We start from the raw sequence: 13,387 nt of genomic DNA on the forward strand, positions 1-13,387 counted from the left end.
TACGTGCCGTTGACAGGGGGGATCAGCACTACCGTCCCCCCACACGGAGGTTGTTTTGTCCGTCTTCCCCCCTGCACCCGCGTCACAAGGAGAGCCCCCCGTGACCACCGAAGCAGCGCCGCCCCCGGGCAGCGCGGGAACGCCACCGGCAGGCCCCACGGCCGATGACTTCGCACGCGTCCAGCAGAGCGCGGAGTTCGCCGAACTGCGCAGCTCCTACCGCTCCTTCGCCTTCCCGCTCACCGTGGCCTTCATCGCCTGGTACCTGCTCTACGTGCTGCTGTCCAACTACGCGGGCGGCTTCATGGGGACCAAGCTCTTCGGCAACGTCAACGTCGCCCTGGTCCTGGGCCTCGCCCAGTTCGCGACGACCTTCCTCATCGCCTGGCTGTACTCGCGCCACGCGGCCTCCAAGCTCGACCCGAAGGCCTCGGCCATCAAGGCGCGGATGGAGGCCGGGGAATGAGCGCGACGCTCCACGCGACCACGCTCGCGACGGGTGCGAGCGAGCACCGCCCGCTGATCATCACCCTGTTCGGTCTGTTCGTCGTCGCCACCCTGATCATCACGATCTGGGCCGGCCGCCAGACCAAGGACGCCGCCGACTTCTACGCGGGCGGCCGCCAGTTCACCGGCTTCCAGAACGGCCTGGCCATCTCCGGCGACTACATGTCCGCCGCCTCGTTCCTCGGCATCGCCGGAGCCATCTCCCTCTTCGGCTACGACGGCTTCCTCTACTCCATCGGCTTCCTCGTCGCCTGGCTGGTCGCCCTGCTGCTCGTCGCCGAGCCGCTGCGCAACTCCGGCCGCTACACGATGGGCGACGTCCTCGCGTACCGGATGCGCCAGCGGCCCGTCCGCACCGCGGCCGGCACCTCCACCATCGTCGTCTCGATCTTCTACCTGCTCGCCCAGATGGCCGGCGCCGGCGTGCTCGTCTCGCTGCTCCTGGGCATCACCAGCGACGGCGGCAAAGTGGCCGTGGTCGCGCTGGTCGGCGTCCTGATGATCGTCTACGTGACCATCGGCGGCATGAAGGGCACCACCTGGGTCCAGATGATCAAGGCGGTCCTGCTGATCGCGGGCGCCCTGCTGATCACCTTCCTGGTGCTGGTGAAGTTCAACTTCAACATCTCCGCCCTGCTGGGCCAGGCGGCCGAGAACAGCGGCCAGGGCGCGAAGTTCCTGGAGCCCGGACTCAAGTACGGCAAGGACTCGCTCACCAAGCTGGACTTCATCTCGCTCGGCCTCGCCCTGGTCCTGGGCACCGCCGGACTGCCGCACATCCTGATCCGCTTCTACACCGTGCCCACCGCCAAGGCCGCCCGGAAGTCGGTGAACTGGGCCATCGGCATCATCGGGGCCTTCTACCTGATGACCATCGCCCTCGGCTTCGGTGCCGCGGCCCTCCTCAAGCGCGCCGACATCCTGGCGTCGAACAAGGCGGGCAACACGGCGGCCCCGCTGCTCGCCCAGGAGATCGGCGGCGGCGCCGGATCCACCGGTGGCGCCATCCTGCTGGCCGTGATCTCCGCGGTCGCCTTCGCCACCATCCTCGCGGTGGTCGCGGGCCTGACCCTGGCCTCGTCCTCGTCCTTCGCGCACGACATCTACGTCAACGTCATCCGCAAGGGCCAGGCCACCGAGAAGGAGGAGGTGCGCGCCGCCCGCTGGTCCACCGTGGTCATCGGGGCCGTCGCCATCTTCCTGGGGGCCCTCGCCCGCGACATGAACGTCGCCGGCCTGGTCGCCCTCGCCTTCGCGGTCGCCGCCTCCGCCAACCTGCCGACGATCCTCTACAGCCTCTTCTGGAAGCGCTTCACCACCAAGGGCGCGCTCTGGTCGATCTACGGCGGTCTGATCTCGGCGGTGGGCCTGGTGCTGTTCTCGCCGGTCGTCTCGGGCAAGCCCACCTCGATGTTCAAGGACGCCGACTTCTACTGGTTCCCCCTGGAGAACCCCGGCATCATCTCCATCCCCCTCGGCTTCCTGCTGGGATGGCTGGGAACCGTCCTGTCCAGGGAGCAGGCCGACCCGCAGAAGTTCGCCGAGCTGGAAGTGCGCTCCCTCACCGGAACAGGGGCTCACTGAGATCGTCCGAACACCCAGCGTGGCCGCGTCGTACCTTTTTACGACGCGGCCACGTTACGTCTCGTTCATTCGGGCAGCTCTGCCCGACACACACGTCCCGTAGTCTCGGATGTAGAACGCGTGAGGTAGATCCACTGTCGCGCGTACCTCTACTTCCGGACAGGGGAGGGGGCCAACAGTGCTTCTCGACACGTACGGCCGCGTGGCCACTGACCTGCGGGTCTCGCTCACCGACCGGTGCAACCTGCGCTGTACCTACTGCATGCCCGAAGAGGGCCTGCAGTGGCTGGGCAAGTCCGACCTCCTGACCGACGACGAGATCGTCCGGCTGATCCGCATCGCGGTCACGCAGCTCGGTATCACCGAGGTCCGCTTCACCGGTGGCGAGCCCCTGCTCCGCCCCGGCCTGGTCGGGATCGTCGAACGGTGCGCGGCCCTGGAGCCCCGCCCCAAGATGTCCCTCACCACCAACGGGATCGGCCTCAAGCGCACCGCGACGGCGCTGAAGGCGGCCGGCCTGGACCGCGTGAACGTTTCCCTGGACACCCTGCGGCCCGAGGTCTTCAAGACCCTCACCCGCCGCGACCGCCACCAGGACGTCATCGACGGCATGGCCGCGGCCCGCGAGGCCGGCCTCACCCCCGTCAAGGTCAACGCCGTGCTGATGCCCGGCCTGAACGACGACGAGGCCCCCGACCTGCTGGCCTGGGCCGTGGAGAACGAGTACGAGCTCCGCTTCATCGAGCAGATGCCGCTCGACGCCCAGCACGGCTGGAAGCGCGACGGCATGATCACCGCCGGGGACATCCTGCAGTCCCTGCGCACCCGCTTCACGCTCACCGAGGAAGGCGCCGACGAGCGCGGCTCCGCCCCGGCCGAGCGCTGGGTGGTCGACGGCGGCCCGGCCACCGTCGGTGTCATCGCCTCGGTCACCCGCCCGTTCTGCGGCGCCTGCGACCGTACGCGCCTCACCGCCGACGGCCAGGTCCGTACGTGCCTCTTCGCCACCGAGGAATCGGACCTGCGGGCGGCCCTGCGCTCGGGCGCCCCGGACGAGGAGATCGCCCGGCTCTGGAAGGTCGCGATGTGGGGCAAGAAGGCCGGGTCCGGCCTCGACCTCCCGACCTTCTCGCAGCCCGACCGCCCGATGTCGGCGATCGGCGGCTGACCCGCCGGGCGGCCGGGGCCAGGGGTGTCTAGAGGCGCTCCGATCCCTCCGGCTGCACCCACTCGTCGAGCTTCACGACGTCCTTGAGGAAACCGCGGACCCCCAGGAACTGGGACAGGTGTTCGCGGTGCTCCTCGCACGCCAGCCAGGTCTTGCGCCGCTCCGGCGTGTGCAGCTTCGGGTTGTTCCACGCCAGGACCCATACGGCGGCGTCGCGGCAGCCCTTGGCGGAGCAGGTGGGGGTTTCGTCGGGGCCGGAGAAGTCAGAGGAAGTCACGGCCCAACCCTAGAACGGAAAGGCGACGCCGAGCAGCCACGGGGGGAGCTGCCCGGCGTCGGTCCGTCGCTCCGACGGGGGATGCGGAGCGCGTGAGCAGTATGTCACGCAGGACCCGGTGCGGTGCACCGGAACTTCATGATTGATCTGAGCTTTTCCTGAGGTTTCCCGCGTCCAGCGCGGGCCGTACGGGGCTCGGGATGAAGTGGGACGGCAGGGAGGGGGTCGACTCGCGCCCCGCGTTGGCGATGACCACCGCGACATAGGGGAGCAGGGCGCCCGCCACGAGCGTCACGATCGCCACAGGGCGCTGCACATTCCACAAGAGCACCGTCGCGATGACCGACAGCGTCCTGATCGCCATCGAGATGACGTATCTGCGCTGGCGGCCCCGTACGTCCTCCGCGAGCGCCATCCGCGCCCCGGTGATCCGGAAGACCTCGGTCCCGTTCCGCTTCTGCCGCTTCGTCCCTGTCACGCTCCACCACCTGATCACCCGCCGGACGTTCCCCGGTCCGGACGCATCCCACGGTACGCCGCGTCCGCGGCGGCGAGGAGAGGGGGTGCCCCGCAGGCTCGCCCGAACGGGCCCGCCCGAAATGCGAGCTACGCCGTACGGGTCGAAACTGGGCCCACGTGCGCACAACGCGCCAGGAGGAGGCGGGACATGTCTTGGTTGTGGGCGATCATCGTCGGTTTCGTGCTGGGCCTGATTGCCAAGGCCATCCTGCCGGGCAAGCAGCACCAGCCCCTCTGGCTGACCACCCTCTTCGGCATCATCGGCTCGGTCCTGGGCAACGCGGTCGCCACGTGGATCGGCGTGGCCGACACCCGGGGCATCGACTGGACCCGCCACCTGCTGCAGCTCGCGGGAGCGGTCCTCATCGTCGGCCTGGGCGAGATGGGGTACAAGGCGGTCCGGGGCGGCAAGCACCAGACGACCTGAGCGCGTCCCGGAACGCGGCGGAGGGGCCGGCACGGACTGTTCGTCCGTGCCGGCCCCTCCGCCGTGTCGTTCGGTCCGCGGCAGCCGTCAGGCCCCGGTGACCTCGATCGCGGCCAGGTTCTTCTTGCCGCGGCGCAGCACCAGCCAGCGCCCGTGGAGCAGGTCCTCCTTGGCGGGGACCGCGTCCTCGGCGGTGATCTTCACGTTGTTCACGTAGGCACCGCCCTCCTTCACGGTCCGGCGGCCGGCCGACTTGCTCGGGACCAGACCCGTCTCCGCGAGCAGGTCGACGACCAGGCCCGGCTCCGCCACCGTGGCGCGCGGCAGCTCGGACAGGGCCGCGGCCAGCGTGGCCTCGTCCAGCTCCGCCAGCTCGCCCTGACCGAACAGCGCCTTCGACGCGGCGATCACGGCGGCGCACTGGTCGGCGCCGTGCACCAGCGTGGTCAGCTCCTCCGCCAGCGCCCGCTGCGCGGCACGCGCCTGCGGCCGCTCGGCGGTCTGCGCCTCCAGCGCCTCCAGCTCCTCACGGCTCTGGAAGGACAGGATCCGCATGTAGGTGGAGATGTCCCGGTCGTCCACGTTCAGCCAGAACTGGTAGAACGCGTACGGCGTGGTCAGCTCCGGGTCGAGCCAGACGGCCCCGCCCTCGGTCTTGCCGAACTTGGTGCCGTCCGCCTTGACCATCAGCGGGGTCGCCAGCGCGTGCACGTGCGCCTCCGGCTCGACCCGGTGGATCAGGTCGAGGCCGGCCGTCAGGTTGCCCCACTGGTCGGAGCCGCCCTGCTGGAGGGTGCACCCGTGGCGCCGGTACAGCTCCAGGAAGTCCATGCCCTGGAGCAGCTGGTAGCTGAACTCGGTGTAGCTGATGCCCTGGTCGGACTCCAGCCGCTTCGCGACCGAGTCCTTCGTCAGCATCTTGTTGACGCGGAAGTGCTTGCCGATGTCCCGCAGGAACTCGATGGCGGACATGCCCGCCGTCCAGTCCAGGTTGTTGACCATGACCGCGGCGTTCTCGCCCTCGAAGGACAGGAACGGCTCGATCTGCGAACGCAGCCGGTTCACCCACTCGGCGATGACCGCGGGGTCGTTCAGGGTGCGCTCGGCGGTCGGGCGCGGGTCACCGATCTGCCCGGTGGCCCCGCCGACCAGCGCCAGCGGCCTGTTGCCGGCCAGCTGGAGCCGGCGCATCGTGAGCACCTGGACCAGGTGGCCGACGTGCAGGGAGGCCGCGGTCGGGTCGTAGCCGCAATAGAAGGTGACGGGACCGTCCGCGAACGCCTTGCGCAGCGCTTCTTCGTCGGTGGACTGGGCGAACAGCCCGCGCCACTTCAGTTCGTCGACGATGTCCGTCACGATCTCTCGACTCCTTCGGAGATGGGAAGTTGCAACACTTAGTTGCAAGAGATCAGTCTAGGCCGGTCAGACGCCCTTGCTCACCGAACTCATGTTGAAGTCCGGGATGCGGACGGGCGGCATCGAGGCCCTCGTGAACCAGTCGCCCCACTCGCGGGGCAGGGTCTTCTCGGTCCGCCCCGCCTCCGTCGCCCGCGACAGCAGGTCCACGGGGGACTCGTTGAACCGGAAGTTGTTGACCTCGCCCACGACCTGGCCGTTCTCCACCAGGTAGACGCCGTCCCGGGTCAGCCCCGTGAGCAGCAGGGTGGCCGGGTCGACCTCGCGGATGTACCAGAGGCAGGTCAGCAGCAGACCCCGCTCGGTGGAGGCCACCATCTCGTCCAGGGACTTCTCCTCGCCCCCGTCCAGGATGAGGTTGCCGAACGCGGGGGAGAGCGGCAGACCGGTCAGCCCGGCGGTGTGCCGGGTCGTGGTCAGCCGGGTCAGCTCGCCGTCCCGGATCCACTCGGTCGCCGGCACCGGCATGCCGTTGTCGAAGACCGAGGCGTCGTCCCCGGAGCTGTGCGCGATCACGAACGGCGCGGACTCCAGGCCCGGCGCGTTCGGGTCGCTGCGCAGGGTCAGCGGCAGCTCGGACAGCTTCTCGCCGATCCGGGTGCCGCCGCCGGGCTTGGAGAAGACCGTCCGGCCCTCCGTCGCGTCCCGGGCCGCCGCCGACCACATCTGGTAGATCAGCAGGTCGGCCACGGCCGTGGGCGGCAGCAGCGTCTCGTACCGTCCGGCGGGCAGGTCGATCTTCCGCTCCGCCCAGCCCAGCCGTACGGCGAGCTCCGCGTCGAGCGCGGTCGGGTCCACGTCCTTGAAGTCGCGGGTGGCGCGGCCGGCCCAGGCCGAGCGCTGCCGGTCCGGTGACTTCGCGTTGAGCTCCAGGGTGCCCTTGGGCTGGTCGTGGCGCAGCCGCAGCCCCGTCGAGGTGCCGACGTACGTCGAGACCATCTCGTGGTTGGCGAAGCCGTACAGCTCCCGGCCGCCCGCACGGGCCCGGGCGAAGGCCTCGCCGAGCGCGGGCGCGAAGTCGGCGAACACCGCGGAGGAGGTCTCGGCCGGCGCGTCGGTGAAGTCCGGCGAGGCCGGGGTCCCGGTCACCAGCGGCTGTGCGTCCTCGGCGGGCCCGGCGCCGCGGGCGGCGGCCTCGGCGGCCCGCACCAGCGGCTCCAGGTCGGCGGCCGTGACGGCGGAGCGCGAGACGACCCCCGAGGCCGTGCCCTCCTTGCCGTCGACGGTGGCGATCACGGTCAGCGTCCGGCCGCGGGTGACGCCGTTCGTGGTCAGCGCGTTGCCCGCCCAGCGCAGGTTGGCGCTCGACTCCTCGTCGGCGATGACGACGCAGCCGTCGGCGCTGGACAGCTCCAGGGCCCGCTCCACGATCTCGTGGGGCTTGCTGCGTCCGTTCGAAAGCGTGCTCATCGGCCGGCCTCCTGCGTGGTGTTCAAGATGTTCACGTCGCGGAACAGCGCGGACGGGCAGCCGTGCGAGACCGCCGCGACCTGTCCCGGCTGGGCCTTGCCGCAGTTGAAGGCGCCGCCCAGGACATAGGTCTGCGGGCCGCCGACCTTCTCCATCGAGCCCCAGAAATCGGTGGTCGTGGCCTGGTAGGCGACATCGCGCAGCTGCCCGGCCAGACGGCCGTTCTCGATGCGGAAGAACCGCTGGCCGGTGAACTGGAAATTGTATCGCTGCATGTCGATCGACCAGGAGCGGTCGCCGACCACGTAGATCCCGCGCTCCACCCCGCCGATCAGGTCCTCGGTGGACAGCCCGCCCGGATCCGGCTGGAGCGACACGTTCGCCATGCGCTGCACGGGCACGTGCCCGGGGGAGTCGGCGTAGGCGCAGCCGTTGGAGCGCCCGAGGCCGGTCAGCTTCGCGATGCGACGGTCCAGCTGGTAGCCGACCAGGGTGCCGTCCTTGACCAGGTCCCAGCTCTGCGCCTCGACGCCCTCGTCGTCGAAGCCGATGGTCGCCAGCCCGTGTTCGGCGGTGCGGTCACCGGTCACGTTCATGATCGGGGAGCCGTACCTGAGCTTGCCGAGCTGGTCGAAGGTGGCGAACGAGGTCCCGGCGTACGCGGCCTCGTAGCCCAACGCCCGGTCGAGCTCGGTGGCGTGGCCGATGGACTCGTGGATGGTGAGCCACAGGTTGGACGGGTCCACGACCAGGTCGTAGCGCCCGGCCTGCACGCTCGGCGCCCGCATCTTCTCGGCGAGCAGGCCGGGGATCTCCTCCAGCTCGGCGTTCCAGTCCCAGCCGGTCCCCGTCAGGTACTCCCAGCCGCGCCCGGCGGGCGGGGCGATGGTGCGCATCGAGTCGAACTCGCCGGTGGAGGCGTTGACGGCGACGGCCGTGAGCTGCGGGTGGATCCGCACGCGCTGCTGCGTGGTCACGGTGCCGGCGGTGTCGGCGTAGAACTTGTTCTCGTGCACGGCGAGCAGCGAGGCGTCCACGTGCGCGACGCCCTCGGCCGCCAGCAGCCGCGAGCTCCAGTCGGCGAGCAGCTCCGCCTTCTCCGCGTCCGGCACCTCGAAGGGGTTCACGTCGTAGGCGGAGATCCAGGTCCGCTCCGCGTGCACCGGTTCCTCCGCCAGTTCCACCCGTTCGTCCGAACCGGCGGCCTTGATCACCTGCGCCGACAGCTTCGCCATGGCCACGGCCTGCGAGGCCACCTTGGCGGCGCCGTCCATGGTCAGGTCCACCCCGGAGGCGAAGCCCCAGCTGCCCCCGTGCACGACGCGGACCGCGTATCCGAGGTCGGTGGTGTCGGACCCGCCGGAGGGTTTGGCGTCCCGCAGCCGCCAGGAGGCGCTGCGGATCCGCTCCAACCGGAAGTCGGCGTGCTCGGAGCCCAGCGCACGGGCCCGGGCGAGCGCCGCGTCGGCGAGCGCCCGCAAGGGCAGCGCGGTGAAGGCCGCGTCGATGGAATGGGGCACGGAAGTCCTCCCGGGGTCGGGGCCGGTCGCCCCGATCATGTCGCGATCGAGGCGCGTGTGCCTACATCTTTCTGTAGGGACTCGACAGAGCCCGTCGCAAGGCCCTGTCGGAGGTCGATTCTCCGTACCGGGGATGGGACCTATAGGTTTTCGGTATTCAGACCGCTATCGAAAGGGTGATCCGTTGAGCCGCTCGGTTCTCGTCACCGGAGGTAACCGGGGCATCGGCCTCGCCATCGCCCGAGCCTTCGCGGAGGCCGGAGACAAGGTCGCGATCACGTACCGGTCGGGTGAGCCGCCGGAGGCGCTCACCTCGCTCGGCGTTCTGGCGGTCCGCTGCGACATCACCGACTCCGAGCAGGTGGAGCAGGCCTACAAGCAGATCGAGGACGCGCACGGCGCGGTCGAGGTGCTCGTGGCCAACGCCGGGATCACCAAGGACACGCTGCTGATGCGCATGTCCGAGGAGGACTTCACGGCGGTCGTCGACACCAACCTCACCGGCACCTTCCGGGTGGTCAAGCGCGCGAACCGGGGCATGCTCCGGGCCAAGAAGGGCCGCGTCGTCCTGATCTCCTCGGTCGTCGGACTCCTCGGCTCGGCCGGTCAGGCCAACTACGCCGCCTCCAAGGCCGCCCTCGTCGGCTTCGCCCGCTCGCTCGCCCGTGAGCTGGGCTCGCGGGGCATCACCTTCAACGTGGTCGCCCCCGGTTTCGTGGACACCGACATGACGAAGGTGCTCACCGACGAGCAGCGCGCGGGCATCGTGGGCCAGGTGCCGCTCGGCCGCTACGCGCAGCCCGAGGAGATCGCCGCGGCCGTGAGCTTCCTGGCGTCCGACGCCGCCTCGTACATCACCGGAGCCGTCATTCCCGTTGACGGCGGATTGGGCATGGGTCACTGATCACCATGAGCGGAATTCTCGACGGCAAGCGCATCCTCATCACCGGGGTGCTGATGGAGTCGTCCATCGCCTTCCACACCGCGAAGCTGGCCCAGGAGCAGGGCGCCGAGGTCATCCTCACCGCCTGGCCGCGCCCGTCGCTGACCGAGCGCATCGCCAAGAAGCTGCCCAAGCCGGTCAAGGTGATCGAGCTCGACGTCACCAACCAGGAGCACCTGGACCGCCTGGAGGGCCTGGTCCGCGAGGAGCTCGGCGGCCTCGACGGAGTCGTCCACTCGATCGGCTTCGCCCCGCAGGACGCCCTCGGCGGCAACTTCCTGAACACCCCGTTCGAGTCGGTCGCGACCGCCATGCACGTCTCGGCGTTCTCGCTGAAGGCGCTGACCATGGCCTGCAAGCCGCTGTTCCCGGCGGAGGGCGCGGCCGTCGTCGGCCTCACCTTCGACGCGCAGTTCGCCTGGCCGCAGTACGACTGGATGGGCCCGGCCAAGGCCGCGCTGGAGGCCACCAGCCGCTACCTCGCCCGTGACCTGGGCAAGGAGAACATCCGCTGCAACCTGGTCTCGGCCGGTCCGATCGGCTCGATGGCCGCCAAGTCCATCCCGGGCTTCGGCGAGCTGGCGGACACCTGGAACCGCCGCTCCATGCTGGAGTGGGACATGAGCGACCCGGAGCCCACCGGCCGCGGCGTCGTGGCCCTGCTGTCGGACTGGTTCCCGAAGACCACCGGCGAGATCGTCCACGTCGACGGCGGTCTGCACGCGATGGGTGCCTGACCGGCTCCCGCACACGTACGGCGGCGGGCGCCGCGCCCCCCGGGGGGGGGGGGGGCGGGGCCGCGCCCGCCCCCCCCCCCCCCCGCGGGGGCGCCCCCCCCCCCCCCCCCGGCCCCCCCCCCCCCCCCCCCGCCGCCGTTTGCCGTACGGGTTCGATCGGATGTCCACGGGCTGATCGGATCTTCCCGAGTCGAAAACCGGGACATATGCCTGCAAACTGACCAGGCCGGGATCTTCCCGGACCTTGCGGGGAGGAGGTGCGGGAGTGCGCGCGAGGCCGAGTGCGGTGGCATCGCTGCTGGTCGCAGCCGTGGTCCTGACCGGCCTCCTGATGCCCGCGGCCCCCGTCCGACCCGGCGGGGACGAACCCGTCGCCGGTCCGGAGGCGCAGGCCGTCGTGAACCTGTCGGACATCGCCGCCGAGCCCCCCGTGCAGCCCGCGCGGCCCCCCGCCCGCGAACTCTTCGGCGCCGACTGCAACACCGAGATCTCGGGCTCGACGGTGACGGCCCGCTGCCACAACGGCTACCCGCAGACCGACCTGGTACGGCTCCACGTCGAATGCGACCGCTGGTGGGACCTGGACGGCGACAGCGCCCCCGTGCCCGTCGGCCCCGCCGGCCGCGTCGAGCTCACCAGCCGCTGCTGGAAGGAGGTCCGCTCAGCCTGGGTCACCCACCAGCGGTCGTGAGGTCCTTCCCGGACTCCCTGCCGAGGCAGACGAACGGATAGCCCGCGGCCTCCGAGGCCGCCGCGTCCCCGTCGCCCCGACGGATCGCCTCGATCAGCCGCGCGTGGTCCACGTGGGCCTCCGGGCGCAGCTCGGTCCCCACGTCCGAGCGCAGCCAGTCGGCCACCAGGTCGCCGAGGTCCGCGTACAGCTCGATCAGCACGTCGTTGTGCGAGGCCGTCACCACGGCCATGTGCAGGCTCACGTCCGCCGCGACGAACACCTCCGCGTCCCCGCTCGCCCACGCCTCCTCGCGCCGCGCCAGCAGCGCGTCCAGCTGTACGAGGTCACGCTCGCTCCGCCGCTCCGCCGCCAGCCGGGCCGCCGAGGACTCCAGCGTCGAGCGCAGCTCCGCGATGTGCCGCGGATCGGCTCCGGCGAAGCGGCGGTGCATCACGCCGGCCAGCTCGCTGGTGGCGATCACGTACGTACCCGAACCCTGGCGGATGTCGAGCAGCCCGTTGTGGGCCAGCGCCCGTACGGCCTCGCGCACGGTGTTGCGCGCGACGCCGAGCAGTTCCACCAACTCCGGCTCGGTGGGGATGCGGGAGCCGACCGGCCACTCGCCGGAGGTGATCTGGTTCCGCAGCTGGGCGATCACCTGGTCGACGAGAGCGGAGCGCCGGGGCGACGTCAGCGGCATGGGGTCCTCTCGGAAAAGCGTGTGTTGTTTACATGCAAGTGACTGGACAACCAATCATCCCATGATTCTATGATGGCGGAATGCTCGACGAAGAAATCCAGTCCCGGCAGGCCGCCGCCACCGTCCCCACCCGGCAGGCACCGGCGCAGCCGGCCTGGCTGGGCCCGCTGCTCGTCGTCGGCATCGTGCTGGCCGCCCTCAACCTGAGGCCCGCCATCACCAGCCTCGGCGCCCTCTTCGAGGAGACCCGCGAGGGCCTCGGAATGAGCGGCACCGTCGCCGGACTCATCACCTCCGTCCCCGCCCTCTGCTTCGCCGTCTTCGGCGTCACCGCACCCCGGCTCTCCCGCCGCTTCGGCCCGGCCACCGTCGTCTGCGCGGCCATGGTCGCCGTCGCCGCCGGCCTGGTGGTCCGCTCCTTCGCGACCGGCGCCGCCGGCTTCCTCGCCGCCAGCGCCCTGTCACTGGCCGGCATAGCCGTGACCAACGTCCTCATCCCGGTCATCGTCAAGCGCTGGTTCCCCGAGAAGGTCGGCACCATGACCGGCCTGTACTCCATGGCCCTGGCCTCCGGCACCTCCCTCGCCGCCGCCGCGACCGTCCCGCTCACCGACGCCCTCGGCGGCAGCTGGCGCACCGGCCTGCTCATCTGGGCCGTCCTCGCGGTGATCGCCGTACTCCCGTGGCTCCCCATCGCCCGCACCGCCCGCCGGGAGCAGCGCACGACCGGGCCCTCCACCGGAACCGCACGGACGGCCGACACCGGCCCCCGCATCGCCCGCAGCCGCACCGCCTGGGCCCTGTCCTGCTACTTCGGCCTCCAGGCCACCGGCGCGTACATCACCATGGGCTGGCTCCCGCAGATCTTCCGCGACGCCGGGGTCTCCGCCTCCACCGCCGGAGTGCTCCTCGCCGTCACCATGGCCGTCGGCGTCCCCCTCTCCTTCGTCATCCCCGGCCTCGCCGGCCGGATGAAGAACCAGGGCGCCATCGCCGCCACCCTCGGCCTCTTCGGCCTCACCGGCTACGTCGGGCTGTACCTCGCCCCCGTCGCCGGAGCCTGGATCTGGGCGCTGCTCATCGGCGTGTCCAACTGCGCCTTCCCCCTCGTCATCACCCTCATCGGGCTGCGCGCCAAATCCCCGGCCGGGGTCGTCAAGCTCTCCGCCTTCTCCCAGAGCGTCGGCTACCTCATGTCCATCCCCGGCCCCCTCCTGATCGGCGCGCTCTACCAGCACACCGGCGGCTGGGACCTGCCGCTCGCCCTGATGGCGGGGATCCTCGTACCGCAGATCGTGCTCGGCGTCCTCGCCGGACGGGACCGCACGATCGAGGACGAATGCGGCATGGCAGACTGACCGGCATGTCGCCCGTACTTGAACCCAACCCGCAGAACGGCCACAAGAAGCTCGGCCTCGTGCTCGGCGCGATGTTCGTCGTGACCGTCGTCATCGCGATCATCGCGACGCTCGCCTCACCCTGAGGTAGGGGTAACCCCACCACCCC

General features: G+C 70.6%; 15 protein-coding genes. 9 read left to right on the forward strand and 6 right to left on the reverse strand.

What is annotated here, in order from left to right:
- The first annotated feature begins 100 nt into the window (after window positions 1-100).
- The 3 genes from ACFYZL_RS12855 to moaA all read left to right on the forward strand — a co-directional run bounded on the left by ACFYZL_RS12855 (window position 101) and on the right by moaA (window position 3,259).
- On the forward strand, window positions 101-466 hold the full coding sequence (locus ACFYZL_RS12855) for a DUF485 domain-containing protein (RefSeq protein ID WP_384749544.1): 366 nt from the start codon (window positions 101-103) through the stop codon (window positions 464-466).
- Window positions 463-2,091, forward strand: a complete 1,629-nt coding sequence (locus ACFYZL_RS12860; RefSeq protein WP_384749546.1) for a cation acetate symporter — start codon at window positions 463-465, stop codon at window positions 2,089-2,091. Before ACFYZL_RS12855 ends, ACFYZL_RS12860 begins: the two co-directional genes overlap by 4 nt.
- A gap of 178 nt (window positions 2,092-2,269) precedes the next feature.
- Complete coding sequence (gene moaA / locus ACFYZL_RS12865) at window positions 2,270-3,259, forward strand: GTP 3',8-cyclase MoaA (protein WP_384749549.1); 990 nt, start codon at window positions 2,270-2,272, stop codon at window positions 3,257-3,259.
- A 28-nt stretch (window positions 3,260-3,287) separates the two neighbouring features.
- Here the strand turns inward: moaA and ACFYZL_RS12870 are convergent, their stop codons facing one another.
- Together ACFYZL_RS12870 and ACFYZL_RS12875 are read right to left on the reverse strand one after the other, a co-directional pair.
- On the reverse strand, window positions 3,288-3,536 hold the full coding sequence (locus tag ACFYZL_RS12870; protein WP_384584339.1) for a hypothetical protein: 249 nt from the start codon (window positions 3,534-3,536) through the stop codon (window positions 3,288-3,290).
- A 136-nt stretch (window positions 3,537-3,672) separates the two neighbouring features.
- The gene (locus ACFYZL_RS12875; RefSeq protein ID WP_384749554.1) at window positions 3,673-3,951 is read right to left on the reverse strand and encodes a DUF3099 domain-containing protein; all 279 of its coding nucleotides are present in this window, start codon (window positions 3,949-3,951) and stop codon (window positions 3,673-3,675) included.
- A 252-nt stretch (window positions 3,952-4,203) separates the two neighbouring features.
- Between ACFYZL_RS12875 and ACFYZL_RS12880 the strand changes: the two genes are divergently transcribed.
- A complete protein-coding gene (locus tag ACFYZL_RS12880; RefSeq protein WP_384749552.1) occupies window positions 4,204-4,482 on the forward strand; it encodes a GlsB/YeaQ/YmgE family stress response membrane protein in 279 nt (92 codons plus the stop codon).
- 87 nt (window positions 4,483-4,569) lie between these two features.
- Here ACFYZL_RS12880 and tyrS read toward each other — a convergent pair whose 3' ends face one another.
- The 3 genes from tyrS to ACFYZL_RS12895 all read right to left on the reverse strand — a co-directional run bounded on the left by tyrS (window position 4,570) and on the right by ACFYZL_RS12895 (window position 8,828).
- The gene (tyrS, locus tag ACFYZL_RS12885; protein ID WP_388678558.1) at window positions 4,570-5,838 is read right to left on the reverse strand and encodes a tyrosine--tRNA ligase; all 1,269 of its coding nucleotides are present in this window, start codon (window positions 5,836-5,838) and stop codon (window positions 4,570-4,572) included.
- A 66-nt stretch (window positions 5,839-5,904) separates the two neighbouring features.
- Window positions 5,905-7,308: a metallopeptidase TldD-related protein gene (locus ACFYZL_RS12890; protein ID WP_388678561.1), complete on the reverse strand. Its 1,404-nt coding sequence runs from the start codon at window positions 7,306-7,308 to the stop codon at window positions 5,905-5,907.
- Complete coding sequence (locus ACFYZL_RS12895; RefSeq protein WP_384758457.1) at window positions 7,305-8,828, reverse strand: TldD/PmbA family protein; 1,524 nt, start codon at window positions 8,826-8,828, stop codon at window positions 7,305-7,307. Before ACFYZL_RS12895 ends, ACFYZL_RS12890 begins: the two co-directional genes overlap by 4 nt.
- A gap of 184 nt (window positions 8,829-9,012) precedes the next feature.
- Here ACFYZL_RS12895 and fabG point away from each other — a divergent pair, with 184 nt between their 5' ends.
- The 3 genes from fabG to ACFYZL_RS12910 all read left to right on the forward strand — a co-directional run bounded on the left by fabG (window position 9,013) and on the right by ACFYZL_RS12910 (window position 11,199).
- The gene (gene fabG, locus ACFYZL_RS12900; RefSeq protein ID WP_384758460.1) at window positions 9,013-9,732 is read left to right on the forward strand and encodes a 3-oxoacyl-[acyl-carrier-protein] reductase; all 720 of its coding nucleotides are present in this window, start codon (window positions 9,013-9,015) and stop codon (window positions 9,730-9,732) included.
- Window positions 9,733-9,737: 5 nt separating this feature from the next.
- A complete protein-coding gene (fabI, locus tag ACFYZL_RS12905) occupies window positions 9,738-10,508 on the forward strand; it encodes an enoyl-ACP reductase FabI (protein ID WP_388678566.1) in 771 nt (256 codons plus the stop codon).
- 265 nt (window positions 10,509-10,773) lie between these two features.
- Complete coding sequence (locus ACFYZL_RS12910) at window positions 10,774-11,199, forward strand: hypothetical protein (RefSeq protein ID WP_384758607.1); 426 nt, start codon at window positions 10,774-10,776, stop codon at window positions 11,197-11,199.
- Here ACFYZL_RS12910 and ACFYZL_RS12915 read toward each other — a convergent pair.
- On the reverse strand, window positions 11,180-11,881 hold the full coding sequence (locus ACFYZL_RS12915) for a FadR/GntR family transcriptional regulator (RefSeq protein ID WP_384758604.1): 702 nt from the start codon (window positions 11,879-11,881) through the stop codon (window positions 11,180-11,182). The genes ACFYZL_RS12910 and ACFYZL_RS12915 overlap by 20 nt on opposite strands.
- Window positions 11,882-11,961: 80 nt before the next feature.
- Here ACFYZL_RS12915 and ACFYZL_RS12920 point away from each other — a divergent pair, with 80 nt between their 5' ends.
- Complete coding sequence (locus ACFYZL_RS12920) at window positions 11,962-13,239, forward strand: CynX/NimT family MFS transporter (protein ID WP_384758601.1); 1,278 nt, start codon at window positions 11,962-11,964, stop codon at window positions 13,237-13,239.
- 5 nt (window positions 13,240-13,244) lie between these two features.
- Complete coding sequence (locus ACFYZL_RS12925) at window positions 13,245-13,364, forward strand: SGM_5486 family transporter-associated protein (RefSeq protein ID WP_384596232.1); 120 nt, start codon at window positions 13,245-13,247, stop codon at window positions 13,362-13,364.
- Window positions 13,365-13,387: the final 23 nt, after the last annotated feature.

Source organism: Streptomyces sp. NPDC001717 (assembly GCF_042892775.1).
Taxonomy (GTDB): domain Bacteria; phylum Actinomycetota; class Actinomycetes; order Streptomycetales; family Streptomycetaceae; genus Streptomyces.

Excerpts from the sequence above, each read along its gene's own strand:
- ACFYZL_RS12860 (WP_384749546.1), top strand. The coding sequence starts at position 463 with ATGAGCGCGACGCTCCACGCGACCACGCTCGCGACGGGTGCGAGCGAG.
- ACFYZL_RS12875 (WP_384749554.1), bottom strand. The coding sequence starts at position 3,951 with ATGGCGCTCGCGGAGGACGTACGGGGCCGCCAGCGCAGATACGTCATC.
- ACFYZL_RS12880 (WP_384749552.1), top strand. The coding sequence starts at position 4,204 with ATGTCTTGGTTGTGGGCGATCATCGTCGGTTTCGTGCTGGGCCTGATT.
- ACFYZL_RS12890 (WP_388678561.1), bottom strand. The coding sequence starts at position 7,308 with ATGAGCACGCTTTCGAACGGACGCAGCAAGCCCCACGAGATCGTGGAG.
- fabI (WP_388678566.1), top strand. The coding sequence starts at position 9,738 with ATGAGCGGAATTCTCGACGGCAAGCGCATCCTCATCACCGGGGTGCTG.
- ACFYZL_RS12915 (WP_384758604.1), bottom strand. The coding sequence starts at position 11,881 with ATGCCGCTGACGTCGCCCCGGCGCTCCGCTCTCGTCGACCAGGTGATC.
- ACFYZL_RS12920 (WP_384758601.1), top strand. The coding sequence starts at position 11,962 with ATGCTCGACGAAGAAATCCAGTCCCGGCAGGCCGCCGCCACCGTCCCC.
- ACFYZL_RS12925 (WP_384596232.1), top strand. The coding sequence starts at position 13,245 with ATGTCGCCCGTACTTGAACCCAACCCGCAGAACGGCCACAAGAAGCTC.